At 63.3% G+C, this 26125-nt stretch carries 15 protein-coding genes, 2 tRNA genes and 1 pseudogene; 7 read left to right on the top strand and 11 right to left on the bottom strand.

Features of this window, described 5'->3' with window-relative positions; translation table 11 throughout:
* Both mprF and QYH69_RS09810 read left to right on the top strand, forming a co-directional pair.
* Nucleotides 1-1928, top strand: a 1928-nt coding sequence (gene mprF / locus QYH69_RS09815) for a bifunctional lysylphosphatidylglycerol flippase/synthetase MprF (protein WP_308831663.1), incomplete at its 5' end; no start/stop codon positions are given.
* On the top strand, nucleotides 1925-3379 hold the full coding sequence (locus QYH69_RS09810) for an AcvB/VirJ family lysyl-phosphatidylglycerol hydrolase (RefSeq protein WP_308831662.1): 1455 nt from the start codon (nucleotides 1925-1927) through the stop codon (nucleotides 3377-3379). The genes mprF and QYH69_RS09810, both read left to right, overlap by 4 nt.
* Before the next feature lie 150 nt (nucleotides 3380-3529).
* Here the strand turns inward: QYH69_RS09810 and purL are convergent, their stop codons facing one another.
* Nucleotides 3530-7666, bottom strand: coding sequence for a phosphoribosylformylglycinamidine synthase (gene purL / locus QYH69_RS09805; protein ID WP_308831661.1), 4137 nt, complete (start codon nucleotides 7664-7666; stop codon nucleotides 3530-3532).
* Between the two features lie 425 nt (nucleotides 7667-8091).
* On the opposite strand from purL, the gene QYH69_RS09800 reads away from it, so the two are divergent.
* Both QYH69_RS09800 and QYH69_RS09795 read left to right on the top strand, forming a co-directional pair.
* Nucleotides 8092-9393, top strand: coding sequence for an FAD-dependent oxidoreductase (locus tag QYH69_RS09800; RefSeq protein ID WP_308831660.1), 1302 nt, complete (start codon nucleotides 8092-8094; stop codon nucleotides 9391-9393).
* 202 nt (nucleotides 9394-9595) lie between these two features.
* The gene (locus QYH69_RS09795) at nucleotides 9596-11245 is read left to right on the top strand and encodes an NAD(P)H-hydrate dehydratase (protein ID WP_308831673.1); all 1650 of its coding nucleotides are present in this window, start codon (nucleotides 9596-9598) and stop codon (nucleotides 11243-11245) included.
* 29 nt (nucleotides 11246-11274) lie between these two features.
* Here QYH69_RS09795 and QYH69_RS09790 read toward each other — a convergent pair whose 3' ends face one another.
* A complete protein-coding gene (locus QYH69_RS09790) occupies nucleotides 11275-12135 on the bottom strand; it encodes a CPBP family intramembrane glutamic endopeptidase (protein WP_308831659.1) in 861 nt (286 codons plus the stop codon).
* 417 nt (nucleotides 12136-12552) lie between these two features.
* Between QYH69_RS09790 and pgi the strand changes: the two genes are divergently transcribed.
* The gene (pgi, locus tag QYH69_RS09785) at nucleotides 12553-14175 is read left to right on the top strand and encodes a glucose-6-phosphate isomerase (protein ID WP_308831658.1); all 1623 of its coding nucleotides are present in this window, start codon (nucleotides 12553-12555) and stop codon (nucleotides 14173-14175) included.
* Nucleotides 14176-14257: 82 nt separating this feature from the next.
* On the opposite strand, the gene QYH69_RS09780 is transcribed toward pgi, so the two are convergent.
* Nucleotides 14258-14944 carry an ABC transporter ATP-binding protein gene (locus QYH69_RS09780; protein ID WP_308831657.1) on the bottom strand — a complete coding sequence of 229 codons (687 nt, stop codon included), beginning with the start codon at nucleotides 14942-14944 and terminating at the stop codon, nucleotides 14258-14260.
* On the opposite strand from QYH69_RS09780, the gene QYH69_RS09775 reads away from it, so the two are divergent.
* Entirely contained in the window at nucleotides 14943-15704 is a 762-nt protein-coding gene (locus tag QYH69_RS09775; protein WP_308831656.1) for an arylesterase, read from the top strand. The two genes, QYH69_RS09780 and QYH69_RS09775, sit on opposite strands and share 2 nt — an antisense overlap.
* 117 nt (nucleotides 15705-15821) lie before the next feature.
* The gene (locus QYH69_RS09770) at nucleotides 15822-16163 is read left to right on the top strand and encodes a hypothetical protein (RefSeq protein WP_308831655.1); all 342 of its coding nucleotides are present in this window, start codon (nucleotides 15822-15824) and stop codon (nucleotides 16161-16163) included.
* 138 nt (nucleotides 16164-16301) lie between these two features.
* Here QYH69_RS09770 and QYH69_RS09765 read toward each other — a convergent pair whose 3' ends face one another.
* The 8 genes and pseudogenes from QYH69_RS09765 to tig all read right to left on the bottom strand — a co-directional run bounded on the left by QYH69_RS09765 (nucleotide 16302) and on the right by tig (nucleotide 25703).
* Entirely contained in the window at nucleotides 16302-18239 is a 1938-nt protein-coding gene (locus QYH69_RS09765) for a SurA N-terminal domain-containing protein (RefSeq protein ID WP_308831654.1), read from the bottom strand.
* A 149-nt stretch (nucleotides 18240-18388) separates the two neighbouring features.
* Nucleotides 18389-18465 (bottom strand) — tRNA-Asp (locus QYH69_RS09760).
* 54 nt (nucleotides 18466-18519) lie between these two features.
* A tRNA-Val gene (locus QYH69_RS09755) sits at nucleotides 18520-18595 on the bottom strand.
* 186 nt (nucleotides 18596-18781) lie between these two features.
* A complete protein-coding gene (locus tag QYH69_RS09750; RefSeq protein WP_075157262.1) occupies nucleotides 18782-19054 on the bottom strand; it encodes an HU family DNA-binding protein in 273 nt (90 codons plus the stop codon).
* Nucleotides 19055-19419: 365 nt separating this feature from the next.
* Complete coding sequence (lon, locus tag QYH69_RS09745; protein WP_308831653.1) at nucleotides 19420-21843, bottom strand: endopeptidase La; 2424 nt, start codon at nucleotides 21841-21843, stop codon at nucleotides 19420-19422.
* 188 nt (nucleotides 21844-22031) lie between these two features.
* Nucleotides 22032-23303 carry an ATP-dependent Clp protease ATP-binding subunit ClpX gene (gene clpX / locus QYH69_RS09740; protein WP_219799963.1) on the bottom strand — a complete coding sequence of 424 codons (1272 nt, stop codon included), beginning with the start codon at nucleotides 23301-23303 and terminating at the stop codon, nucleotides 22032-22034.
* Nucleotides 23304-23604: 301 nt separating this feature from the next.
* Nucleotides 23605-24207, bottom strand: a pseudogene (clpP, locus tag QYH69_RS09735) (ATP-dependent Clp endopeptidase proteolytic subunit ClpP); the annotation flags it as partial.
* A 146-nt stretch (nucleotides 24208-24353) separates the two neighbouring features.
* On the bottom strand, nucleotides 24354-25703 hold the full coding sequence (gene tig / locus QYH69_RS09730) for a trigger factor (protein WP_308831652.1): 1350 nt from the start codon (nucleotides 25701-25703) through the stop codon (nucleotides 24354-24356).
* Nucleotides 25704-26125 lie beyond the last annotated feature (422 nt).

Below are 26125 nucleotides of genomic sequence, written 5' to 3'. Positions count from 1 at the left end.
GCCAAGCGGTCTTAGGAAGACAAAACATTCTACCAACTCCTTGGCTCACAGAACGACATGGCTACGATCCGACTTTGGGCTTCGTCCAGTTCGTGACGGTCTACGCGGCCGCGATGCTGCTCGGCATGATAGGACACACGCCAGGCGGCGTCGGCGTGTTCGAAGCGGCGATGGTCTATGCCTTGGGCTCGCGCGTGCCGACCTCGCAGATGCTCGCGGCGCTGCTCGCGTACCGCGCGATCTATTTTGGCGTGCCGCTCGTGCTGTCCGCGGGCGTGCTCGCGGTGTTCGAGGGACACGCACAGAAAAAGGCGCTCGCCTCCGAGCTCGCGCAGCGCGGCGCGCACAGCGTGTCGCAGCTCGCACCGCTGTTTCTGGCGATCTGCACGTTCGTGGTCGGCAGCATGCTCGTCATTTCCGGCGCGACGCCCGCATTCGCGAAGCGCATTGCGATCCTGCAGACGGTCTTGCCGCTCTGGGTGCTCGAAAGCTCGCAGATGCTCGCGAGTCTGTTCGGCGTGCTGCTGCTGTTCGTCGCGCGCGGCCTTTTGCGGCGGCTCGACGCCGCCTGGTGGCTCGCGCTGATCGTTGCCGCGCTGAACCTCGCGCTGTCGCTGGCGAAAGGACTGGCATTCGTCGAAACGGGCATGCTGTGCGTGCTGATTGCGCTATTGATCGCGACGCGCACGCGCTTTAACCGTCATTCGTCGCTGTTCGCCGAGCGCTTTACGCCAGGATGGCTTGCCTCGGTCGGCATCGTGATCGCGCTGGCGGTGTGGGTGCTGTTCTTCGCGTTTCGCGACGTCGAGTACTCGCGGCACCTGTGGTGGCAGTTTGCGTTCGACGAGCGCGCGCCGCGTGCGCTGCGCGCGACGCTCGCCGCGGGCCTGTTCGCCGCCACGCTCGCGTGCTGGCAGTTGCTGCGCCCCGCCGCCGGCCGTTTCGAAAAGCCCGCCGAAGCAGACCTCATCGAAGCAGCGGGCGTGGTGCGCGCGCAGGAGCGCAGCGACGCGGTGCTCGCGATGATGGGCGACAAGAGCTTCCTTTTTTCCGAGTCGCGCAACGCCTTCCTCATGTACGCGAAACGCGGCCGTACATGGGCCGCGCTGCACGATCCGGTCGGGCCGCGCAGCGAATGGCCCGCGCTGATCCAGCGTTTTGTCGCGCTCGCGCATGCGCATGGCGGCCGCGCCGCGTTCTATCAGGTACGCGCCGATGCATTGCCGCTTTATCTCGACGCGGGGCTCACGCTGATGAAGCTCGGCGAAGAAGCGCATATCGCGCTGCCCGCCTTCGAACTCAAGGGCTCGCATCGCGCGCATCTGCGCTATGCATTGAAGCGCGGCGAACGCGACGGCTTCTCGACCGACATGATCGAACCGGCTTGCGTGCCCGACGCGCTGCCGGTGCTGCGCGAGATCTCGGATGCATGGCTCGAAAGCCGCGTCGCGCGTGAAAAGAGCTTTTCGGTGGCGGCTTTCACGGCCGGTTACCTCGCGGCGCAGTCGGTCATGCTGCTGCGCCAGCACGGCAAGCCGCTCGCGTTTGTCACGTTCATGACCACCGACCTCAATACCGAAGCGACGGTCGGCGTCATGCGCCATCTGCCCGGCGCTTCGCCTTATGCAATGGAATATCTGTTCACGCAGCTCGCGCTGCATCTGAAAAGCGCGGGCTTCCGCTCGCTGAGTCTCGGCGTCGCGCCGCTGTCGGGCATGCGGCCGACTCCGCTTGCGTCGCCGTTGCATCGCGGCGCGGCGCTCGCGTGGCGCTTTGGCGGCCGGTTCTACAACTTCCGCGGGCTGCGCAGCTTCAAGGACAAGTTCCAGCCGCGCTGGGAGCCGCGTTATCTGGCGGCGTCGGGCTCGATGAGTGTGTTTTTGACGCTTGCGGATCTTTCGCGGCTGGCGGGAGGGGCAAGGTCATGAGGGGTGTCGGCTTGAAGCGTGCGAGGTTGAAATCGGCGGCCTATGCCGCGTGTGCTGCGCTTGGCGCATCGATCGCATTTGCGCCAGTCGGACCGCTGGTTCGCGCGGCGCGCGCCGACACGACGGTCACGGCCGTCGCGGGAGGCCGTTACGGCAACGTCGCCGTGACAAAACCTGCCGGCGACATGCGCGGCTTTGTCGTGCTGTTTTCGGAAGCGGGCGGCTGGACCGCGTCCGATCAGCAGACAGCCGATGCGCTTGCACACGAGGGGGCGTTTGTCGTCGGCGTCGATACGGCGCGCTATGCAGCCAGACTCGCCGCAGAGAAACAGGAAAGTTGCCACAAGCTGTATAGCGACGCCGAGGAAATCGGACATCAGCTTGAACGCCAGGTGCAATCGAGCCGCTATTTCTCGCCGATCATGGCAGGTACCGGCGAAGGCGCGCTGCTCGCCGAGCGCACGCTCGCGCAAGCTCCGGCCAATACGATTGCGGGTGCGGTTTCGCTCGATGCGGGCGGCGCGCTCGATCGGCGCTTTGCGCCGTGCCCCGCCGATCCGACGCTGAGTCGCGGCACGGGGCTGCCTGGCTTTCTCGCACAAGGCGTGACGGCCGCGGAGCCCGGCAACGCCGGTCGCAACGGCGCCGGCGCAGCGTCGGTTCCGGCTGCGCTTCCGGCTGCGGTTGCCGTTGCGCAGCCGAACAACGCAAAGTCCGTGCGCCGCACGTTCGCGCCCAGCATGACGAAGGCCGCGCGCCTCACCGCATTGACCGAACCGTATTTGCGCGCCGACGACACGACGCACGAAGAAGATGTTTCGGACCTGCCGCTGATCGAACTGCCTGCCGCGCATCGTTCGGACATGCTCGCCGTCGTGATCTCGGGGGACGGCGGATGGCGCGATCTCGACAAGACGATCGCCGAGTCGCTGCAACGACAAGGCGTGTCGGTCGTCGGCTGGGATTCGCTGCGTTACTTCTGGAGCGAAAAGACGCCCGCGCAAACGAGTCACGATCTTGCGCGCGTTCTGAAGACTTACGGCGCACGCTGGCACGCAAGCCAGATTGCGCTCGTCGGTTATTCGTTCGGTGCGGATGTGATGCCGTTCGCGTACAACCGGTTACCCGACGCGCTGCGCGCCAAGGTGTCGTTTGTGTCGCTGCTCGGTTTTGCACCCGATGCGGATTTCCAGATTCGCGTGACCGGGTGGCTCGGCATGCCCGCTAGCGACAAGGCGCTGCCGGTCGAGCCCGAACTCGCGAAAATGCCGCCGGCGATCATCGAGTGCGTGTATGGCGAGGGAGAGAAGGATACGTTGTGCCCATCGCTATCGAAGACCGGCATCGAGCTCGTGCGTACCGAGGGCGATCATCATTTTGGCGGACACTACGATGAACTCGCGAAGCACATCGTGCAGAGCTGGAAAAAGCAGATTGCAGCGCGGCAGTAATGCTGCACGGTAGCAGCGCGCCCGTGGTGAAACGTGTGTGCCGCCCGGCGATCTGCCGGTGACTTGTGACCAGTGACTTGTGACTTGTGCCACTTGCCGCTGGTTGGACGCGCCCGAATTACCCCGGGCGCGCCCCGTCACCCTGATTGATTATCCGAGCCACTTCCGCGCGTTCTGAAACACGCGCATCCACGGGCTGCCGTCCGTCTTCGCCGCTGCCCATTGCGCCGGCGCCCAGCTCATCTGCACCGTCCGGTGCACGCGCTCCGTGTGCGGCATCAGCACCGTAAAGCGGCCGTCGGGCGTCGTCACCGACGTAATGCCGTTCGGCGACCCGTTCGGATTGAACGGATACTGCTCCGTCGGCTGACCGCGATGGTCGACGAAGCGCATCGCAACTGCGACGCGCGACGCATCGCCTTGCTGCGAAAAGTCCGCGAACCCTTCGCCGTGCGCCACGGCCACCGGAATGCGCGAGCCTTCCATGCCGGCAAAGAAAATCGACGGCGACGCCTGCACTTCGACGAGCGACGTCCGCGCTTCGAATTTCTCCGACTTGTTGCGCGTAAACTTCGGCCACGCCTCGGCACCGGGGATCATCGACGCAAGGCTGCTCATCATCTGGCAGCCGTTGCAGATACCGAGCGCGAATGTGTCCTTGCGATCGAAGAACGCGGCGAACATATCGGCCAGTTGCGCATTGAAGCGGATCGTCTTGGCCCAGCCCTCGCCTGCGCCGAGCACGTCGCCGTACGAGAAGCCGCCACATGCGACGGCGCCCGTGAAGTCCGCGAGCGACGCGCGGCCCGCGAGCAGATCGCTCATATGCACGTCGTACGCATCGAAGCCCGCGCGGTCGAACGCGTACGCGGTTTCGAGATGCGAGTTGACGCCCTGCTCGCGCAGAATCGCGACGCGCGGCCGCGCGTTTTTGCCGACGTTTGCCGCAATGAACGGCGCGGCAACGTCTTCCGTATGGTCGAAGCCCAGTTGCGGCGCGAGGCCCGGATCGGCTGCGTCGAGCAATGCGTCGTACTCCGCATCCGCGCATGCCGGGTTGTCGCGCAGCCGCGAAATGCGCCAGCTCACCTCGCTCCAGGCGCGCTGCAATTCGACGCGCGGCGCTTCGTAGATCTTCTTCGCGTCGCGATAGATTTCGATCGTGTCGTTGCCGTTCGGCTTGCCGATCACATGCGCGCACGCGGACAGGCCAAATTCGCGCAGCGTCGCGAGCACCGCATCGCGCTCGCCGGCGCGCACCTGTACGACCGCGCCCAGTTCTTCGCTAAAGAGCGCGCGCAGCGTACGGTCTTCGCGGCGGCCGCTCGTCTGCTTCGCCCAGTCTTTCGCGTCGCCGTAGTCGAACTCGTGGTTTGGATCGAGCGTCAGCATATCGACGTTCAACGACACGCCGACGTGCCCCGCAAACGCCATTTCGCAGACCGTCGCCCACAGGCCGCCGTCCGAACGGTCGTGGTACGCAAGCAGCTTGCCGTCGCCATTGAGCGCCTGGATCGCTTCGAAGAAATGCTTGAGGTCTTCCGCACTATCGACGTCGGGCACCGTGTCGCCGACCTGCTGCGTGACCTGCGCGAGAATGCTGCCGCCCATGCGGTTCTTGCCGCGGCCGAGGTCGATCGCGATCAGCACGGTGTCGAGCGCCTGGCCCGCATCGTCGGTGCGGCGCAGTTGCGGCGTCAGATGCTTGCGCACATCGTCGACGGGCGCAAACGCCGAGATGATCAGCGAGACCGGCGCGACCACTTCCTTCGCCACGCCGTTCCCGTTCCCGCTGTTTTCGACCCATTTCGTGCGCATCGACAGCGAATCCTTGCCGACCGGAATGCCGATGCCAAGCGCCGGGCACAGTTCCATGCCGATCGCCTTCACTGTGTCGTACAGCGCCGCGTCTTCGCCAGGGCTGCCGCACGCAGCCATCCAGTTCGCCGACAGCTTCAGCTTGTCGAGTGACGCGATCGGCGCCGACGCGATATTGGTTACCGCTTCGCCGACCGCCATGCGGCCCGACGCCGGCGCATCGATCACGGCAAGCGGCGTGCGCTCGGCCATCGTCATCGCTTCGCCGTGGAAGCCCGCATAATCCATCGTCGTGATCGCGCAGTCGGCTACCGGCACCTGCCACGGGCCGACCATCTGGTCGCGCACCGTCGCGCCGCCGACCGAGCGGTCGCCGATCGTGACCAGAAACGATTTGCTGCCGACCGTCGGATGACGCAGCACGCTCGTCGCGACGTCGTTCAGCGACACATGCGTGAGGTCCACCGCCGGCAGCGCGACCGATTCGCGCCTGACGTCGCGATGCATACGCGGCGCCTTGCCGAGCAGCACTTCCATCGGCATATCGACGGGCTCGTGCATACCCGTTTCGCGCTTCTGCGCGTCTGCGTCGGTCAGCTTCAGCTGACGTTCCGCCGTCGCCGCGCCGACCACCGCGAACGGGCAACGCTCGCGCTCGCAGATCGCTTCGAACTTCGCGAGGTCCGCCGGCGCGATGGCGAGAACATAGCGTTCCTGCGCTTCGTTCGACCAGATCTCGCGCGGCGACAAACCGCTCTCTTCGAGCGGCACTTTGCGCAGCTCGAAATGCGCGCCCTTGTTCGCGCCATCGACGAGTTCCGGGAACGCGTTCGACAGGCCGCCCGCACCGACGTCGTGAATGCTCAGAATCGGATTGCGCTCGCCCATCTGCCAGCACGCGTTGATCACTTCCTGCGCGCGCCGTTCGATTTCCGGATTGCCGCGCTGGACCGAGTCGAAGTCGAGTTCCGCGGTGTTCGTGCCGGTCGCCATCGAGCTCGCGGCGCCGCCGCCCATGCCGATGCGCATGCCGGGACCGCCCAGTTGAATCAGCAGCGATCCTTCGGGCAAGTCAAGCTTGTGCGTGTGCGCATCGGAGATATTGCCGATGCCGCCCGCGATCATGATCGGCTTGTGATAACCGCGCACGCGTCCCGCGACGTTCTGCTCGTACGTGCGGAAGTAGCCGCCGAGATTCGGGCGGCCGAATTCGTTGTTGAACGCGGCGCCGCCGAGCGGTCCGTCGATCATGATCTGCAGCGGCGAGGCGATGCGGTCCGGACGCCCGTACGCGCCATGCCGGTCGGCGCCGTTGCGGTGAGCGACCGGCTGCGTGGCGTCGCGATCGTTTTCCCATGGCTCGCGCGCATCGGGCAGTTCGAGACTGGACACCGTGAACCCTGTGAGACCCGCCTTGGGCCGCGCGCCGCGGCCGGTCGCACCTTCGTCGCGAATCTCGCCGCCCGCGCCGGTCGCCGCGCCCGGGAACGGCGAGATCGCGGTCGGATGGTTATGCGTCTCGACCTTCATCAGCGTGTGCGTGAGCTCGACGTGACGGCCGTATTGTTCGGCCAGCGCGCCATCCTGCTGCGCCGGACGCGGGAACCAGCGCTCGGCCTGCGCGCCCTGCATGATCGCCGAGTTGTCCGAATACGCGACGATCGTGCCCTGCGGATTGAGCTTTTCGGTATTGCGGATCATGGCGAACAGCGACATGTCCTGCGCTTGTCCGTCGATCGTCCATTGCGCGTTGAAAATCTTGTGGCGGCAGTGCTCGCTGTTCGCCTGCGCGAACATCATCAGCTCGACGTCGGTCGGATTGCGGCCGAGCTTCGTGAAGGCGTCGACGAGATAGTCGATTTCGTCGTCGGCGAGCGCGAGGCCCAGTTCGGTGTTCGCGCGTTCGAGCGCCTTGCGGCCCCCGCCCACGTCGCCGAGGATATCGACCGTCAGCAGCGGTTTGGCCGGCAGTTCGTCGAACAGATGCATCGCATGGTCGCGCGACGGCGCGACGCTCTCGGTCATGCGGTCGTGCAGCGCCGCGGCGACGGCCTCGCGCGCGCTGTCGGAGAGGGTCTTCCTGCCGCCCAGCAGCCCGCCTTTGAGCACCACCGTGTATTCGATGCCGCGCTCGATGCGCCGCACCTGCGTGAGCCCGCAGTGGTGCGCGATATCGGTGGCCTTGCTCGCCCACGGCGACACGGTGCCGAAGCGCGGCACGACGAGGAAGGTTTCGACCGAACCGTTGTCCTTGTGGCTGCCCGCTTCGAACGGATCGCCGTAGTGCATCAGCGCGTCGATCTTCGCGCTGTCTTCGCCCGAAAGCGGCGTGTGCGCGTTGACGAAGTGCAGATACTGACCGCGCACGCCGACGATATGGGCGTCGATGCGCTTAAGCGTGTCGAGCAGACGGGTTTGACGGAAATCAGAGAGGGCCGAAGCGCCGGGAAAACACGAGAAGTGGGCCATGGACTTGACGGTGCTTGACTGTACGCCGGGTGGCCCCTTGGGTTGCCGAGAAAGGTGCCGATCCGGGCGGTACCTGGGGGTATCTGGTGGTATCTGGAGGTTTCCCGCGGGTTCCAGGTAGTTCCAGGTACTTCCAGGTGCATTCGCGGATCGCGCATCCGAGGCGCCCGTCGGGGCGAAGGGAAGTCCGAGATTATAACCCGGAAGCGCGCCTGAACCGGACCTCCGCCGCAACCGGTGGGCTCGCCCGCCTACCGGCCATGCATCGCCGCGCTCGGCCGCTCGTGCGACTCCCCCGCTTTGGCTGCTATCATGCGGCCTTTTATCAGACGGGCGCGGTGTTGCAAACCAATGCGGCAAGCCGCTGCGCAAGCCGCCGCGCCGCATCGGCCATCGGGGCTCCCGCCGGCAATACGAAACACAATATGGATGTCATTGTCATCGGCGGCGGGATCGTGGGCGTCGCCACCGCCTATCAGTTGCGCGCGGCCGGTCACCGGGTCTGCGTGGTCGAGCGGCACGCGACCGTCGCGCAAGGCGCCACGTACGGCCACGGCGGCACCGTGCTGCCTACTTCGCTCGACGTCTGGTTCGGCCCCACCTTCATGCCGCACCGGCAAGCCGCCAGAAACGGGATCATCCGCAAAACCGGCTTTAACGGCGCGGCTCGCGACTTCGTCAAACGCCTTGCGGGCTTGCAGGCGCCCGACGCTTTCTCGCAGCAATACGCGCGGCTGCGGCCGCTGATCGAATCGGCCCGCGATGCGCTTGCCGAAATCGAAGCGCGCTTCGGCCTCGATTTCGAGCAGTCGAACGGCCAGTTGTATCTTGTGCGCGCGCAGCAGGAATGGCAGCAGATCAAGCCGGCGCTCGAATTGCTGCGCCAGTTCGAAGTGCCGCATCATGTGCTGACGCCGGGCGAATGCGTCGCGCTCGAGCATTCGGTGCCGGCCGATCCGCCGTTCGCGGGCGGCGTGCTGTTTCGCGACGAACGCACGGCGAACTGCCCGCTGTTCGCGAAGCTCGTCAAGCAGACGCTCGATACGCAAGGCGGCGTGCAGTTCCAGTTCGGCCGCGAAGTCACCGCGATTCGTCTCGACAGTCAGCGCGCGGCCGTCGAACTGGCGCCGCGGCCGGGCGACCCCGTCAATTCGCGCGAAGTCGACGTGATCGGCGCCGATGCGATCGTCGTCGCGGCCGGTGTCGGCAGCTTGCCGTTGCTCGATCGCGTGGGCCTGCAGTTGCCGCTGCACCCGTTGCGGCTGCACAACCTCGTCGCGCCGATCGCGCGCGAAGAATTCGCGCCCCATATGACGATCATCGATGCGGTCAAGCGCATCACGATCACGCGCAGCAATCACCGGTTGCGCATTGCGGGCGGCGCGGTGCTGCAAAGCGCGCGCGGCACCGACAAGCCGCTTGGCGAACCGCTGACCAAAGAAGCACTCGCGCTGCTCGGCCAGGCGACCCACGACTGGGTGCCCGGCGCCGCGCGCATCTCGCAGGCGCTGCCGTGGGAAGGCATCAAGCTGCTGTCGCCCGACGGCTTGCCGGTGACGGGCAACGCGCTGCATCCGCGGCTTTTCGTCAATATCGGCCATGGTCCGGTTGGCTGGGGGCTCGCTTGCGGGTCGGGCAAGCTGCTCGCGGACCTGATCACGGGCCGCGCGTCCGGTTTGCCGCAGGAGACCGTGGCAGCACTCGCGCCGGAGCGGTTCAAACACTGAGCCGCGCTGCTGGCACGGTTACGCAGGTTGCCACTAACATCGAGGTAATCGCGCCCGCGGCGCGCGTCTTTCGGCGTGCCGCGGTCTGCGCCTCCTCCACCCGTACGCGCCTCCGAACGCCGCCATGACCGCTGCCAAGTCCTCCGCGTCCTCGTCCGCCGCTTCTGCGTCGTCATCCGCGCAGTCCGCCGCGGCCGCGCCGATGCTCGTCAATCCGCACGACCGGCCGCTACCGCTTTACACCGTCGCCGAACTGCGCGCACTCGAAACGCAGGCCGCCGCGGCGTTGCCGCCGCATACGCTGATGGCGCGTGCCGGCGCCGCGGCCGCGCGCTTTCTGATGGAACAGATCGCGCACGACGGCTCCGTCGATGGTGCGCATCCGGTGTTGCTGATCGCGGGGCCCGGCAACAACGGCGGCGATGCGCTCGTCGTCGCGGCCGAATTGCAGCGCGCGGGCGTCGCCGTCGAGGTCTGCATGCCGGCGGAAGTGAAACCCGACGACGCGCGCTGGGCGCTTGGCGAAGCGCGTGCCGCAGGCGTGACGATCACCGCGACGCCGCCCGCGTCGCTCGACGGCTTCGGCTGGATCGTCGACGGCATGTTCGGCATCGGCCTTGCGCGGCCGCTCGAAGGCGTATTCGCCGAACTGGCGCAGCGGCTCGCGGCGCGCGCGTCGAGTACGCCGGCCGATGCGGCGCAGCGGCCGCATGGCGCCTCGCCCGCCTCGCCCGCCTCGCCTGTCATGCCGGCGTCGGCGTCGGCATCGCCAGCGGCGCATGGACGCGTGCTCGCGCTCGATGTGCCAAGCGGTCTCGATAGCGATACCGGCAATGTCGTCGAGGGCGGCGTCGCGGTCCGCGCGACATGCACGGTCACGTTCATCGGCGCGAAGCCGGGCCTCTTCATGGGCGCGGGGCGCGATCTCGCGGGCTCGGTCAGCGTCGCGCCGCTCGAACTCGACTCAAACCGCGCGCATCACCGGGCCGGCGCGCAACTGAACGCGCCGCCACTGTTCGCCGCGCATTTTCCGCCGCGCGATTTTGCAACCCACAAAGGCACGTTCGGCAGCCTCGCGGTGGTCGGCGGCGATACGGGCATGTGCGGTGCGCCGATTCTCGCGGCGCGCGCCGCGCTTTATACGGGTGCCGGCAAGGTCCATGTCGCGTTGCTCGGCAGCGGCGGTCCGGCCTACGATCCGCCTCATCCCGAACTGATGCTGCATGCGATCGACGACCTGCCGCTCGACAGCATGGATGCGCTATCGATCGGCTGCGGCATGGGCCATCGCGAGCGGGCGACGCGCGTGCTACACGACGTCTTGCCGCTCGATCTGCCGAAGCTCTTCGATGCCGATGCGCTGAATCTGCTCGCCCGCGATGCGTCGCTCGCGGCGGCGCTCGAGGCGCGTGGCTCGCGCGACAACGACCCGGCCATTCTGACGCCGCATCCGCTCGAAGCCGCGCGCCTGCTCGGCATCGACGCGCCGGCCGTACAGCGCGACCGGCTCGCCGCGGCGCGCGCGCTGACGCGCCGCTTTGCGAGCGTCGTGGTGCTGAAAGGGAATGGCACGGTCGTCGCGGCGCCGGACGGCCGCCTCGCGATCAATCCGACCGGCAATGCGGCGCTCGCGACGGGCGGCACCGGCGATGTGCTCGGCGGGATCATCGGCGCGCTGCTCGCGCAGGGCTTGCCGCGATACGAAGCGGCGCTCGCGGGCGTCTATCTGCATGGGCTCGCCGCGGATGCGCTCACAGCGCGCGGCGACGGTCCCGCCGGATGCACCGCCGGCGAACTCGCCCCGATGGTGCGCAAACTGCTGAACCGCCTGTTTTATCCCGCGCACGGCTAGACGGCCCTTGCCCACCCATGCATGCGGCATCACACAGCATGCATGCGCGGCTGCAGCATCGGATAGGTGAACAGCAGAAAGTGCGTCGCATTGAGCGCGAAGTGCGCGAGCACCGCCGCGCGCAGTCCGCCGAAGCGGTACGCAAGCCCATAGCCTAGCCCCGCGACCGCGCTGAACACGACCCACAGCCATCCGCCTCCCGGCAAATGCATGAGGCCGAACAGCACGGATGCGACGACGAGCGCGATCGTCCTGCCCAGCGGGCGGCCGTCGAAGAGCCGCATCATGCCGCCTTGCAGATAGCCGCGGAAGAACGCTTCCTCGACGACCGAAACGAGCAGCAGGTTATTGACGAGGAAAAGCAACGCATCGGCCGGCCACTTCGGCTCCCAGACGATGAGCCGCATCGCGAACGCGGTGCCGATGCAGACGAGCGCCGTCAACAGCCACCCGCCGAAGCCCGCGGCGAGCGCAAGCGTCGCATTCTGCGGCCCGCGTATCCAGCGAAACGTCAGCAGCAGCCAGAACGCCACGAGCGGCTTGTCGAGATTCAGATACATCGTGAACGGCACTGCGTCGGCCGTAAAGCGCTCGGCATGAATCACGCGCGGATTATGAAAGCCCGGCACCCAATGCACGATCAGCGCGACACCGATCACGATGAAGATTGCATGCGCAACGCGGCGCACGGCCGGCGGACGCGGCGGCAGCACCGCATAGGCAAGCGCGAGCAGCACGACGATGGCGGCGAGCGCCGCGGCGCCGAGCATGCCTGATGCGAACGCCGCACCGTAACCAATCACGAGCAGCGCCAAGCCGATCGCGCGCCGCTCGATCAGCCACGTCGCGGGCACCGCAAGGAAAATCGCGACCCAGCACAAGACGAACATCGAATCCCCGCAAAAAGAATGCGCTCGCGCGCGCGGCCGGCAAGCGCCTCGCATCGTTCCGGCGGATGGCCGGCGCATGGCGGACCGGATCGCTGCCAGCTCGTGGCACTGAGCGAATGGTATGAATAAAACGGTCAAGCGCGACGATACCGTATCGTTGCGTAACGCGCGCTGAACCCGGCATCCGGGCATCGGGGCGGCCAGGCCGGGCATTGGGCATTGGCCATTGGGTGTCGCGCTCCGGGTCGGGTGCGTCGGTGTCCCGTTATCTGGGGCTCCAGCGCCCACGCTGAACACCGCGATCGTGCACCGCTATACTGAGTGACTGCATGCGTCGACGGCGCGCTGCCGCGATCCCCGGAACGCACATGCCGGGCGCGCCGTCTCCCTTCGTGCCCCTTCGTATGACGGACGGTTATGACCAAGATCACTTTCCCCGCCTGGACCTCACTGCAAGCGCATTACGAACAGATTCGCGATGCACGGATGCGTGACTGGTTCAAACCCGAGAACGACCCTGCCCCGACCCGCGCTGAACGCTTCACGTACTCGGGCGGCGGCATCGCAGCCGATTTTTCGAAGAACCGCATCACGGACGACACGCTGAAGCTGCTGGTCCAGCTCGCACGCGAAGCAGGCGTCGAGAAGCGCCGCGACGCGATGTTCGCGGGCGAGATCGTCAATCCGACCGAGCACCGCGCGGTGCTGCACACGGCCTTGCGCGCAAGCGACCCGAACGCGCCGTTCAACGCGCAGGTCAAGGCGGAGCGCGCGAAGATGGCCGGGTTCGCGGCACAGGTGCGCGACGGCAAATGGACCGGTTACACCGGCAAGCGCATTCGCCATATCGTCAATATCGGCATCGGCGGCTCCGACCTCGGGCCGAAGATGGTCGTGCATGCGCTGAAGCACATCGCGTCGCCCGATATCTCCGCGCATTTCGTGTCGAACGTCGACGGTGCGGATCTGTACCGCGTAATCGAGAACATCGATCCCGAAGAAACGCTCGCGATCGTCGTATCGAAAACGTTTACGACGCTCGAAACGATGACGAATGCGCGCTCGATGCGCGACTGGTTCCTGCAAAATGGCTGTCCGGAAAACCAGCTCGCGAAGCATTTTGTCGGCGTGTCGGCGAACCCCGCCGAAGTCGTCAAGTTCGGCATCGCGAAAGAGAACGTGTTCGAGATGTGGGACTGGGTCGGCGGCCGCTACTCGCTGTGGTCCGCGGTGGGCCTGTCGATCATGATCGCGATCGGACCGAAGCATTTCGACGAACTGCTCGCCGGCGCGAATGAAATGGACCAGCATTTCCGCACCGCGCCGCTCGATCGCAACCTGCCCGTGCTGCTCGGCATGATCGGCATCTGGTATCGGAACTTCTTCGGTTCGCAGAGCTATCTCGTCGCGCCGTATTCGGAAGCGCTGCACTTCCTGCCGTCCTATCTGCAGCAGCTCGAGATGGAGAGCAACGGCAAACAGGCGCGGCTCGACGGCACGTTCGTCGACTATGCGACGTCGGCGGTGACATGGGGCGAGCCCGGTACGAACGGCCAGCATGCGTTCTTCCAGATGCTGCACCAGGGCCCGACGATCGTGCCGATCGATTTCATCGCGATTCTGACGCCCGAGCATCCGCTTGCCGACCATCATCCGAAGCTGCTCGCGAACTGCTTTGCGCAAAGCGAGGCCATGATGCTCGGCCGCACCGAGGAAGAAGCGAAAAAGGTCGCGGGCCCGGACAAATCGCAGCTCGTGCCGCACATCATGTTCCCCGGCAACCGGCCGACCACGACGATCCTCGTCGACGCGCTGACCGCGCATTCGCTCGGCTCGCTGATCGCACTCTACGAGCACAAGGTGCTTACGCAAGGGACGGTGTGGAACATCAACTCGTTCGATCAGTGGGGCGTCGAGCTCGGCAAGATTCTCGGCAAGGTCGTCGAAGCCGATCTGACGGCGGCGAGCACCGATGCAGGCAAGCATGATTCGTCGACGTCCGCATTGATTGCACGGGCGCGGGCGGCCATGAAGAAGTAATTTGCTGGTTTCGATGGAAGAAGCGGGCCTTCGATTCGAACGGCCCGCTTTTTGTTTTGCGCCTGCTTTCTCTGGCGTCTCGCTAGACGAGCCGCCCCGCTTCGATCGTCACCGTCGTATCGCAGCGGCGCGCCAGCTCGATGTCATGCGTGACGAGCACGAGCGTCGCGCCGTTCGCGCGGTTCATCTCGAACATCAGATCGATGACCGCGTGGCCGGTCGCCGCATCGAGGCTGCCGGTCGGTTCGTCGGCGAAGAGAATGGCCGGATGCGTGACGAATGCGCGCGCGAGCGCGACGCGCTGCTGTTCGCCGCCCGACAGCAGCTTCGGATAGTGGCGCATGCGCTCGCCGAGCCCGACCTGCGCGAGCAGCGCACGCGCCCTCGCGACGATGTCGCGCGCGGCCATGCCGCCTTGCAGTTCGAGCGGCAATGTGACGTTTTCGAGGGCTGTCAGATGCGGCATCAGCTGGAACGACTGAAACACGAAACCAACGGAGCCGCTGCGCAAGGCAGCACGCCCGTCTTCGTCGAGTTGGGATAACTCACGGCCAAGCAAACGAACCGACCCCGAGGTCGCGCTGTCCAATCCCGCGAGCAAGCCGAGCAACGTTGACTTGCCCGACCCCGATGCGCCCACAATCGCGACACGGCTGCTGGCTTCGATCGACAGATCGATGTTGTCGAGTATCGTCAGCTCGCCTGTTGCGTCCTTAACCTTCTTCGTCAAACCCCGCACTTCGATGACTGGATCGGATTTGTTTTGCATGTTGAAGCGTAGGTTGAAAGTGCATGCGCTTTGTCAGGCCGCGCTGATCGCCGCTCGTGTGACGCCTGCCGTGCTGGTCGCGAGCTTCGCGGCTCATGCCGATGCCGCTTCTGCTGCAACTCCCGCTGCATCGGCCACCGCATCTGCCAGATTTACGCAGACCAATGCGCCCGCGAACAAGCCGACGGTTGCGGCCAAGCCGGTCATCGTCGTGCTCGGCGACAGTCTCTCGGCCGAGTACGGCCTGCCGCGCGACACGGGCTGGGTGCAACTGATGCGGCAGCGTCTCGCCGATCAGCGGCTCGATTATAGCGTTGCGAACGCAAGCATCAGCGGCGATACCACGAGCGGCGGGCGGGCGCGGTTGCCGGTGCTGCTAGAGCGCTTGAAGCCTGCTATCGTGATTGTCGAACTGGGCGCCAACGACGCACTGCGCGGTGTGCCGCTTTCAACGACCAAAGACAATCTGCGTACGATCATCGAACAGTCGCAGCAGGCGCATGCGAAGGTCGTGCTGATCGGTATGTACGTTCCGCCTAATTACGGTCCCGACTACACACAAAAGTTCCACGGCATGTATGTCGCGTTGTCGAGCGAGTTTCATGTGCCGCTCGTGCCGTTTCTGCTCGCCGGCATCGAGAGCAAACCCGATATGTTTCAGGCCGATCAGATCCATCCGACTCAGCAGGCACAGCCCCTGCTACTCGACAACGTGTGGCCGGCCGTGAAACCGCTTCTTCGCACGATTTCGACGCGGTGATCAGCACGCTGACATCTTGTTTCCTAATATTGGGGAACGTGCCCGGATGATGTTTATCCGACACTATCGCCGGCTCCGCAAACCGGTTCTTTTTTAAGCGACTATGAAGGAGATGACGTGAAACACTTACCTCTTATCGCTTTGACAGTGGCGATCTCCGCTTGTGCAGCCCAGCCGCCTGCAGGTGTGCAGTCGGTCGGCACGAGCCAGCAACCTCCCGCAGCCGTCGGCAAGTGCATTGCGCAGAAATGGGCCGACAAGTCGCAACAACAGGTCGTGACGCAGAACACGCTCGCATGGGATCGGGCCATGGACGTCTATGCGCCTGGTCAGCAACCGCCGAGCGGCTCGGCCGCACTTGTGCGTCCGTCGTACCAGGGCTCGGGAACGTGGGTAGGTTTCCGCCCCGGTGCAAGCGGCGGCACGGCAGATACCGGCGATATCAGCGGCTGCCTGTAACGCGCGTCGCGCGTATCTCTCGACGATTCGTAGAAGTACCCGAGGAAAAGAAAAAGCCCCGCAAATGCGGGGCTTTTTCTTGGGCGATGCATGGACTCAGGAGACGCATGTGCGCATGTCTGTGTCCGACGTCGAGCGCTATTCGTCGCTCGACGACGTTGGCGCGCTATCGAGCGTACCGTACAACTTGATCTTCGAACGCGCACGCAGTGCATCGAAATACGCCTGCATTTGCGCTTGCGCATCGACCTGCGCAATCTGCTGCTGCGCGGCCGCCAGATGCTGCGGATCCACCGCCGCCGGCGGCACGATCGAGTTCACGCGATAGATCGCATAACCATCGCTGCCGAGATCGACCCCTACGTAGGCCGGCAATTTCTGCGCATCGACTTTGTAAATTGCGCTCAATGCGACCGGCGGCACGCCTTGCGGATCATTGCGCGATACCTTCAATGCGGACGAGAAACCCGCCGTCGATTTCGACTTCTGCAGATCGGCGAGCTTCGCTTCGCCGTCCTTCTGTGCGAGCTCAGCCGATTGTTGCGCAATCACCTTTTGTCGAACCGCGTCCTTGATCCTGTCGAGCGACGGCACTTCGGCCGGTTTGAAGTCGGTCACATGCGCGGAGATCAGCGTGCTGTTGCCCACGTCGATCGCCTGCGTGTTGTTGCGGTCCTTGACCGAGTCGCTCGCGAACACAGCGGCGAGGAACTTCGGATTGTTGAGCGGGCTGTCGGGCGGCAGCGCCGGATTCGGATGATCCGTGACGGTGGCCGTCTGAACCTGCAGCTTGTATTTATCGGCTGCGGGCTTCAGGCTCTTCGCCTGTTCATAGACGATCGACGTGAAACCCTCCGAATCGTCGCTGAACATCTTCGCGGCCTGCTGCGCCTGCACGTCCTTCTGAATGGCCTGTTTGACGTCGTCGAATGGCTTCGTGACGGCCGGCTTCTCGTCGGTCACCTTGATGATGTGATAGCCGAAGTCGGTTTGCACGATGCCGCTGATCTCGTCCTTCTTCAGGCTGAACACCGCATCGTCGAAGGCCTTGCCGCCCGCGATCATGCCGCGCGTGAAGTAGCCGAGGTCGCCGCCCTTCGATGCCGAGCCCGGGTCCTGCGATTCCTTCTGCGCGAACGCGGCGAACTGGTCGGGATGCGCCTTCACTTCGGCAAGAATCTGTTCGGCCTTCTGCTTCGCCTTGTCCTTGTCGGCTGCGCTCGCGTCCTTCGGCGCCGTGATCAGGATGTGGCTCGCGCGCACTTCGCCTTCGGTGCGGTAGTGCGCGATATTGTCTTCGTAGTACTTCCTGAGGTCCGCGTCGGTCGGCTGCGTAGCGGCCGCGAGCGCAGCCGGCGACATCACGACGTATTCGATCGTTGCTGTTGCAGGCGTCTGGAACTCGCTCTTATGCGCGTCGTAAAACGACTGCAATTGTGCGTCGGTCGGCTGTACTTTCGACGCGTAGTCCTGCGCGCGGAACGCGAGACCCTGTACTTCACGCTGCTGCTCGGCGAGTTCGGTGAGACGCTGCGCGAGCGCCTTCGGCACGAAGGCCGTGCTCTGGATCGCCGCCGGCAACTGCTGCATGGCCATGCCGTAGCGGACCTGCTCCTGATACTGATCTGGCGTCAAGCCCTGCATCGCGAGCAACTGCTTGTAGCGATCGAGATCGATCGTGCCGTCAGGTTTTTTCAGCGATGCGATGACAGGGTCGTTCATCAGCGCACGGCGCAGCGCATCGTCGGAAACCGTCAGATGCAAGCGCTGCGTCTCATCGGCGAGCACGCGCTGCTGGATCATGCCGTCGAGCATCTCCTTGCGGCGCTCCGGCGTGTCGAACGCCTTCGAGTCGAACTGGTTGCCGAGCATCTGACGCGCGCGATCCAGTTGCATGCGCATCGAGTTGTCGTATTCGGCGCGGGTGATCTTGTGTCCGTTGACGCTTGCGACGTTCGCGCTTTCGTCAAAGAACCCGCGGAAGCCCTGGATGCCGACGAAGCCCAAGCCCGGCAGGATGACCAGCACGAGCATGAACATCATCAGACGTTGGTGATTGCGGAAAAAATCGAGCATGCTTTCAAGCGCGGAAACAGTCCAAAGGAAATCCCGTGGACAGGGTTGCAAGAACGGGGTGGCCGAAAAACGGAACGCCCGATAGTACAACAGCGGACAACAAAAAAGGCGAACCGGAGTTCGCCTCGCAGTTCGCCTTGCTAGGATGCTGGCGGAGTGGACGGGACTCGAACCCGCGACCCCCGGCGTGACAGGCCGGTATTCTAACCGACTGAACTACCACTCCTTGTTACCGACTGATTGCTCAGTGGGACTGCTCAATGCCCGCGACGACTGGAACTGGTGGGTGCTGAGAGGCTCGAACTCCCGACCTACGCCTTGTAAGGGCGCCGCTCTACCAACTGAGCTAAGCACCCGTTCCGTGATACGTGCGACTCATGTGCCATGACTTATTTGCCATGTATGTGCCACGCGCCGCCGTATCGCCGTTCGCTGCTGGTTGCTTGCTGGTTGTGCTATTGGTTTTCACCAACCGGTGTTAGCACGGCACACTTGAAGGATTGCATCCTTCAGCAGCCTTTCATCCTCAACCAGAGAGCCAACTAGTTTAACGCATCCTTCAGAGCTTTACCAGGCCTAAATTTCGGCACCTTGGCCGCCTTGATCTTGATGGCAGCGCCCGTACGCGGATTGCGACCCGTGCGCGCGGTGCGCTTGCCGACCGCGAAAGTGCCGAAGCCGACCAGCGTGACCGAGCCACCCTTCTTCAACGTGCCCTTGACGCCACCGATCATGGCATCGAGCGCGCGTCCTGCCGCCGCTTTCGAAATATCTGCTTGTTCGGCGATGTGGTCGATCAATTCCGTTTTATTCATTCCAACCCCCGAGAATGTTGTTGGCAATCGTTAATGCGCCTGTAATGCGCTCGCTTTATAAAACGGCCCGGCAAAAACACCGGGCCGTTTATTAGAATGAGCCGAAACCGCCGTGTCAACCGGGATTGCGCCCAATTCCTGGCGGTTTTTTACAGGGTTTTCGTGACAGAATTTTGCGACCCGGTCAATACGATCACAACTGATCGCATCGGGCCTCGCGGTAGTGCAAACGTTTGACACCGATGACTATGAAAACCGCCGCGGCTGTAAGCAGAAAATAAAAAACCCGCGGCATGAGCCGCGGGTTTTGGCTTGAGGCTTTCGCTTACGTCAGCTTGCGTCAGCTTCCATCTGCTTTAGCCAGCTTAGTGCTTGACGACCTCACTCGCCGTGCCGGATTCCGTTGCCGCTTCACCCACAGGCGTAGCCGGCTTCGGTTCTTCCTCGGGCAGCGGCGCCGGCGTACGCTCGAGCGCGAGTTCGAGCACCTTGTCGATCCAGCGGACCGGCACGATTTCGATCGCGTTCTTCACGTTGTCCGGGATCTCGGTCAGATCCTTGACGTTCTCTTCCGGAATCAGCACGAGCTTGATGCCACCGCGATGCGCCGCGAGCAGCTTTTCCTTCAGCCCGCCGATCGGCAGCACTTCGCCACGCAGCGTGATTTCACCCGTCATCGCGACATCGGCGCGCACCGGAATACCGGTCAGCACCGACACGAGCGCCGTCGTCATTGCAATACCGGCGGACGGACCGTCCTTCGGCGTCGCGCCTTCGGGCACGTGGATGTGGATGTCCTGCTTGTCGAACGCCTCATCCTTGATGCCAAGGCGACGCGAACGCGAGCGCACCACCGAACGTGCCGCTTCGACCGACTCCTTCATCACGTCGCCGAGCGAACCCGTGCGGATCACGTTGCCCTTGCCCGGCATGACCGCCGCTTCGATCGTCAGCAGGTCGCCGCCCACTTCAGTCCATGCAAGACCCGTGACCTGGCCGATCTGGTTTTCCTTCGCGGCCAGACCGAAGTCGTACTTGCGCACGCCGAGGAACGTGTCGAGGTTGCCGCTATCGACGACGACCGCCCCGTCCGCTTTCTTCAGCAGCAACATCTTGACGACCTTGCGGCAGATCTTCGACACTTCGCGCTCGAGCGAACGCACGCCCGCTTCACGCGTGTAGTAGCGAATAATGTCGCGGATCGCGCCTTCGGTCACTTCGATCTCGCCAGTGCGCAAACCGTTGTTCTTCTTCTGCTTCGGCAGCAGGTAACGTTGCGCAATGCTGACCTTCTCGTCTTCCGTGTAACCCGACAGACGGATCACTTCCATCCGGTCGAGCAACGGCGGCGGGATGTTCAGCGAATTCGACGTCGCGACGAACATCACGTCCGACAGATCGAAGTCGACTTCGACGTAGTGATCGGCGAACGTGTGGTTCTGCTCGGGATCGAGCACTTCGAGCAGCGCCGACGACGGATCGCCGCGGAAATCCATGCCCATCTTGTCGACTTCGTCGAGCAGGAAGAGCGGATTGCGCACGCCGACCTTCGTCAGGCTCTGCAGGATCTTGCCCGGCATCGAGCCGATATACGTACGACGGTGACCGCGAATCTCGGCTTCATCGCGCACGCCACCAAGCGCCATACGCACGAACTTGCGATTCGTTGCGCGCGCAATCGACTGCCCGAGCGACGTCTTGCCGACGCCCGGCGGACCAACGAGGCACAGGATCGGCGCCTTCACCTTGTCCACGCGTTGCTGGACCGCGAGGTACTCGAGAATCCGTTCCTTCACCTTCTCGAGGCCAAAGTGGTCTTCGTCGAGCACGCGCTCCGCATTCGACAGGTCATTGTTGACCTTGCTCTTCTTGCGCCACGGCAAGCCGATCAGCGTGTCGATATAGTTGCGCACCACGGTCGCTTCAGCCGACATCGGCGACATCAGCTTGAGCTTCTTGAGCTCGGCGTCAGCCTTCTTCTTGGCTTCCTTCGGCATGCGCGCGGCGGTGATGCGTTTCTCGAGTTCTTCGAGATCCGCGCCCTCTTCGCCTTCGCCCAGCTCCTTCTGGATCGCCTTGACCTGCTCGTTCAGGTAGTACTCACGCTGGCTCTTTTCCATCTGACGCTTGACGCGCCCACGGATGCGCTTTTCGACCTGCAAGATGTCGATTTCAGCTTCGAGCTGTGCGAGCAGATGCTCAAGGCGTTCGATGACCGGGAACATCTCGAGGATGTGCTGCTTCTGGTCGAGCTTGAGCGGCAGGTGCGCGGCAATCGTATCGGCGAGACGGCCGGCTTCGTCGATGCCCGACAGCGATGTCAAGATTTCCGGCGGGATCTTCTTGTTCAGCTTCACGTACTGGTCGAACTGCGAGACGATCGCACGGCGCAGCGCTTCGGTCTCGGCGCTGTCCGCATGATCGGGCTCGAGCGGCATGACTTCGCACGAGAACTGCGTTTCCTGTTCTTCGATCGACAGCGTCTTGGCGCGCTGCAGACCTTCGACGAGCACCTTCACCGTGCCGTCGGGCAGCTTCAACATTTGCAGGATGTTCGCGACGCATCCTACTTCGTACATGTCCTTTTCGGTGGGTTCGTCCTTGGCCGCCGTTTTCTGGGCAACAAGCATGATGTGCTTGCCGCCTTCCATCGCCGCTTCGAGCGCTTTGATCGACTTAGGCCGCCCGACGAAGAGCGGAATCACCATGTGCGGAAAGACGACTACGTCTCGCAGCGGGAGCAGCGGGAGCGTGACGCGTTCCGGCGGGAGGAGTTGGGTTCCTGACATTTCATTTCCCCATGAGTGGAATCAGTTTCGTTCGGTAATTAAGGCCGCGAGAAAGGATTGCAAGCCTACGCGTGTGGAGAAAAGTTCAGTGACACCAAAAAAAACAGTCCAACCTGACCACAAGATAAACGAAAAAAGCCGTTCACGTCGCCATGAACGGCTTTTTCTCAAAAATCGGGAAGTGCCGATCAATTCGAACCTGCAACCTTCGGTGCGTCTTCATAGATCAACAGCGGCTTGCCGTCGCCGTCGATCACGTTGTCGTCGATGATGACCTTGCTGACGCCTTTCATGGCCGGCAATTCGTACATCACGTCGAGCAACGCCTGTTCCAGAATCGAACGCAGGCCGCGAGCGCCCGTCTTGCGGCGAATCGCCTTGCGGGCCACCGCCTGTAGCGCAGCCGGCCGGATTTCCAGTTCGACGCGTTCCATGTTGAAGAGCTTATGGTATTGCTTGACGAGAGCATTCTTCGGTTCAACGAGAATTTTCATCAATGCCGCTTCGTCGAGCTTGCCGAGCGTCGCCACCACCGGCAACCGGCCGATCAATTCGGGAATCAACCCGAATTTGATCAGATCCTCGGGCTCGACGTCGCGCAGCACTTCGCCCGCGTCGCGGTCCTGCTTGCTCTTCACGCTCGCGCCAAAGCCAATGCCAGTCTTTTCGGTGCGGTCGACGATCACCTTTTCGAGGCCGTCGAACGCGCCACCGCAAATAAACAGGATATTGGTCGTATCGACCTGGATGAAATCCTGGTTCGGATGCTTGCGACCGCCTTGCGGCGGCACCGACGCCATCGTGCCTTCGACAAGCTTCAGCAGCGCCTGCTGCACGCCCTCGCCCGACACGTCGCGCGTGATGGACGGGTTGTCCGACTTGCGGCTGATCTTGTCGATTTCGTCGATATAGACGATGCCGCGCTGCGCCTTGTCGACTTCGTAGTTGCAGTTTTGCAGCAGCTTCTGGATGATGTTTTCGACGTCTTCACCGACATAGCCCGCTTCGGTCAACGTCGTTGCGTCCGCAATCACGAACGGAACGTTGAGCAGGCGAGCAAGCGTCTGGGCAAGCAGCGTCTTGCCGGAACCGGTCGGGCCGATCAGCAGGATGTTGCTCTTCGACAGCTCGATTTCGTCCTTCTTGTCGAGATGCTTCAGACGCTTGTAGTGGTTGTAGACGGCGACCGCGAGAATTTTTTTCGCGCGTTCCTGGCCGATGACGTACTGATCGAGAATTTCGCGGATTTCTTGCGGACTCGGTAAATCTGACTTCGACATACCGGTTTCGAGTCCCGCGCCCGCTGCTTCGTCACGGATGATTTCGTTGCACAGGTCGATACATTCATCGCAGATGAATACCGACGGGCCAGCGATCAGCTTCTTGACCTCATGCTGACTCTTGCCGCAAAACGAGCAATACAACAGCTTCTCGCTGTTCGAACCTTTTTTGTCCGCCATAGATATGTAAGCCTCCGGACACTCCGAATAACATGATACGCCGTTTGCCCCACCCTCACTCCGAGGCGGACCAAGTGCAAATGCTGACGGCGTTTGCCGCAGGCGATCAGACGGGTCTTATTATTTCACAACGCTTTTACCCGGCGCTCTTTCCCCTATTTGCGGAAAAACGCGCCGGATCAGCGACGCCGATACCTGCTGACTCAAGGGCGCCGAAGTCGGATCGTAGCCATGTCGTTCTGTGAGCCAAGGAGTTGGTAGAATGTTTTGTCTTCCTAAGACCGCTTGGCCTCCGACTTTTGTCGCGGTCCGTATCGCGCTGAATGCGTTCGACCGGTTGACCCGTGTGATGGGACAGTAGTTGATTCAGCCGTTCCTTCAAATACAGGATTTCACGGGCCTGGATCTCGATGTCCGATGCCTGGCCACGCGCGCCGCCGAGCGGCTGGTGAATCATCACGCGCGCATTGGGCAGGGCAAAACGCTTGCCCTTGGCGCCGGCCGCGAGCAGAAACGCACCCATGCTGGCCGCAAGACCCATGCACAACGTCGACACATCGGGCTTGATGAACTGCATCGTGTCGTAGATGGCCATGCCGGCCGACACCGAACCACCGGGACTGTTGATGTAGAAGCTGATGTCCTTGTCCGGGTTTTCACTTTCGAGGAACAACAGCTGCGCGATCACGAGGTTCGCGGTTTGATCGTTCACTTCGCCCACGAGGAACACCACGCGCTCTTTCAGGAGACGCGAGTAGATGTCGTACGAGCGCTCGCCACGGCCGCTCGTTTCAACGACGATCGGCACGAGACCGAGCGCCTGCGCTTCGAGATCCCGATCCCTCGACTGCGAGGTCAGCGACTGGGAAGTCAACGTGTCCAGCATTTGAGCGCGGAAGGTCATGCAATGGATCCTTGTCTGGTAATAAGTACTGGACAGGTGAGCGCTGCGTAAGCGCTATTCAAGTATCAGGCGGACAACAAAAAACCAGAAAGCAAAAACGGCGTGCAGCTATCGCTCGGACAGCCGGCACGCCGTAGCAGCAACGCTCAAGCCTGTTGCGCCGTTGCGCTTGCCAGCTCTTCGAAGCTCACTTCCTTATCCGTCACCTTCGCCTTGCTGAGCACGAAATCGACGACGTTCGATTCGACGACGAACGCTTCCATCTCGGCGAGACGTTGCTGGTTCGAATAATACCAGCGGACGACTTCCTTCGGGTCTTCGTAGCTCTTCGCGAACTCGTCCACTTCGGCGCGAATCTGTTCGGGCTTCGCCTGCAGGTCGTTCGCCTTCACGAGCTCGGCGAGCACGAGGCCGAGCTTCACGCGACGCTCCGCCTGCTCCTTGAACATTTCACCCGGAATCGGTGCGTTCTGCGCGTTCGGCACGCCACGTTGCACGAGATCCTGGCGCGCCATTTCGACGAGACGCTGCTGATCCTGTTCGATGAGCGCGTTCGGCACGTCGAGTTCGGAAATCTTGAGCAGCGCGTCCATGACCTGATTCTTCACGACAGCCTGCGTACGGCGCTTCGCTTCGCGCTCGAGATTATCCTTGATCTCGCCGCGCATCTTCGTGAGATCGCCGTCTTCGATGCCGAGCGACTTTGCGAACTCGGCGTCGATCTCGGGCAGATGCGGCCACTCGATCTTCTTCATCGTGATCGTGAATTGCGCGGTCTTGCCGGCTACTTCCTTGCCGTGATAGTCGTCGGGGAACTTGAGATCGAATTCGCGCGATTCGCCGACTTTCAGACCGAGCGCGGCCTTTTCGAATTCCGGCAGCATCCGGCCTTCGCCGAGCACGAACGCGAAGTCTTCCGCGCTGCCGCCTTCGAATGCAGCGCCATCGAGCTTGCCGACGAAGTCGACCGTCACGCGGTCGCCGTCTTTCGCCGCCGTGTCCGCGCCGCCGTCGCCATGCGCGCCTGCTTCGCCGCGCGCGTGATAGTGCACGCGCTGCTTGCGCAGGATGTCGAGCGTACGGTCGATTTCAGCATCGCTGATCGTGGTCGTGGTGCGCTCGATTTCGGCGGTCGCCACGTCGCCGAGCCGCACTTCCGGATAAACCTCGAAGGTCGCGTCGAACGCGTACGCGCTCTCGTCTGCATCGGTCTTCGGGGCGAAGCTCGGCTGACCGGCCACGCGCAGATTCTCCGCACGGCTGATGTCGAAGAATTCCTTGCCGACCTTGTCGCTCAGCACTTCGGCTTCGACCTGGCCGGCATACTGCTGAGTGACCATCTTGAGCGGCACCTTGCCCGGACGGAAGCCGGGCATGCGCACGTTCTTCGCCAGTTGACGGATGCGCGAATCCACTTCTTTCTGCACGGCATCCTTCGGCAGGGAAATCGTCACGCGGCGTTCGAGCTTGCCGAGGTTCTCAACAACGTTAGCCATGGCTTCAATCGTCCTAAAATTATTCGAGCGAATCAGTTATCTTTTCTGCGCCTTCTGCCGACGTCCGAATTGCCGACACTCTTAAACATCGAGTACCGCCTCGGCGTCGCTCCTCGTTCTCGCCGCTTGCACACAGCCGCTGCCAGCCTGGTTCCAGCCCGGTGCCAGCCATCATGCCGGCCTGCCGACTGCATGCGGGCGGGACACCCGGGTGGCGAATCGGTTGCACGCCGCGGACTGCACGCCTCGCGCGGACGCAGTTTGGGTCAGAGAGCCAAATATTTTACCAAACTATTTGCGCGGTCCACCGCGAATCGACGTCGAGCGGGCAACGGCGGCGTTTGCCGGTCATTTTGCGGCCGGCTCGCAGACCGTTTGCGCAACCGGACTGCGACCGCCCGTGCTCGATGTTCTTCACGTGT

The organism is Paraburkholderia sp. SARCC-3016 (assembly GCF_031119615.1).
Lineage (GTDB): Bacteria > Pseudomonadota > Gammaproteobacteria > Burkholderiales > Burkholderiaceae > Paraburkholderia.
Note: the sequence above shows the minus strand (reverse complement) of the source record. Positions and strands in the feature narration are given on the sequence as shown.

Excerpts from the sequence above, each read along its gene's own strand:
- lon (WP_308831653.1), bottom strand. The coding sequence starts at position 21,843 with ATGTCAGGAACCCAACTCCTCCCGCCGGAACGCGTCACGCTCCCGCTG.
- QYH69_RS09810 (WP_308831662.1), top strand. The coding sequence starts at position 1,925 with ATGAGGGGTGTCGGCTTGAAGCGTGCGAGGTTGAAATCGGCGGCCTAT.
- QYH69_RS09780 (WP_308831657.1), bottom strand. The coding sequence starts at position 14,944 with ATGCAAAACAAATCCGATCCAGTCATCGAAGTGCGGGGTTTGACGAAG.
- pgi (WP_308831658.1), top strand. The coding sequence starts at position 12,553 with ATGACCAAGATCACTTTCCCCGCCTGGACCTCACTGCAAGCGCATTAC.
- QYH69_RS09765 (WP_308831654.1), bottom strand. The coding sequence starts at position 18,239 with ATGCTCGATTTTTTCCGCAATCACCAACGTCTGATGATGTTCATGCTC.
- clpX (WP_219799963.1), bottom strand. The coding sequence starts at position 23,303 with ATGGCGGACAAAAAAGGTTCGAACAGCGAGAAGCTGTTGTATTGCTCG.
- QYH69_RS09790 (WP_308831659.1), bottom strand. The coding sequence starts at position 12,135 with ATGTTCGTCTTGTGCTGGGTCGCGATTTTCCTTGCGGTGCCCGCGACG.
- tig (WP_308831652.1), bottom strand. The coding sequence starts at position 25,703 with ATGGCTAACGTTGTTGAGAACCTCGGCAAGCTCGAACGCCGCGTGACG.
- QYH69_RS09750 (WP_075157262.1), bottom strand. The coding sequence starts at position 19,054 with ATGAATAAAACGGAATTGATCGACCACATCGCCGAACAAGCAGATATT.
- QYH69_RS09800 (WP_308831660.1), top strand. The coding sequence starts at position 8,092 with ATGGATGTCATTGTCATCGGCGGCGGGATCGTGGGCGTCGCCACCGCC.
- QYH69_RS09775 (WP_308831656.1), top strand. The coding sequence starts at position 14,943 with ATGTTGAAGCGTAGGTTGAAAGTGCATGCGCTTTGTCAGGCCGCGCTG.
- purL (WP_308831661.1), bottom strand. The coding sequence starts at position 7,666 with ATGGCCCACTTCTCGTGTTTTCCCGGCGCTTCGGCCCTCTCTGATTTC.
- QYH69_RS09795 (WP_308831673.1), top strand. The coding sequence starts at position 9,596 with ATGCTCGTCAATCCGCACGACCGGCCGCTACCGCTTTACACCGTCGCC.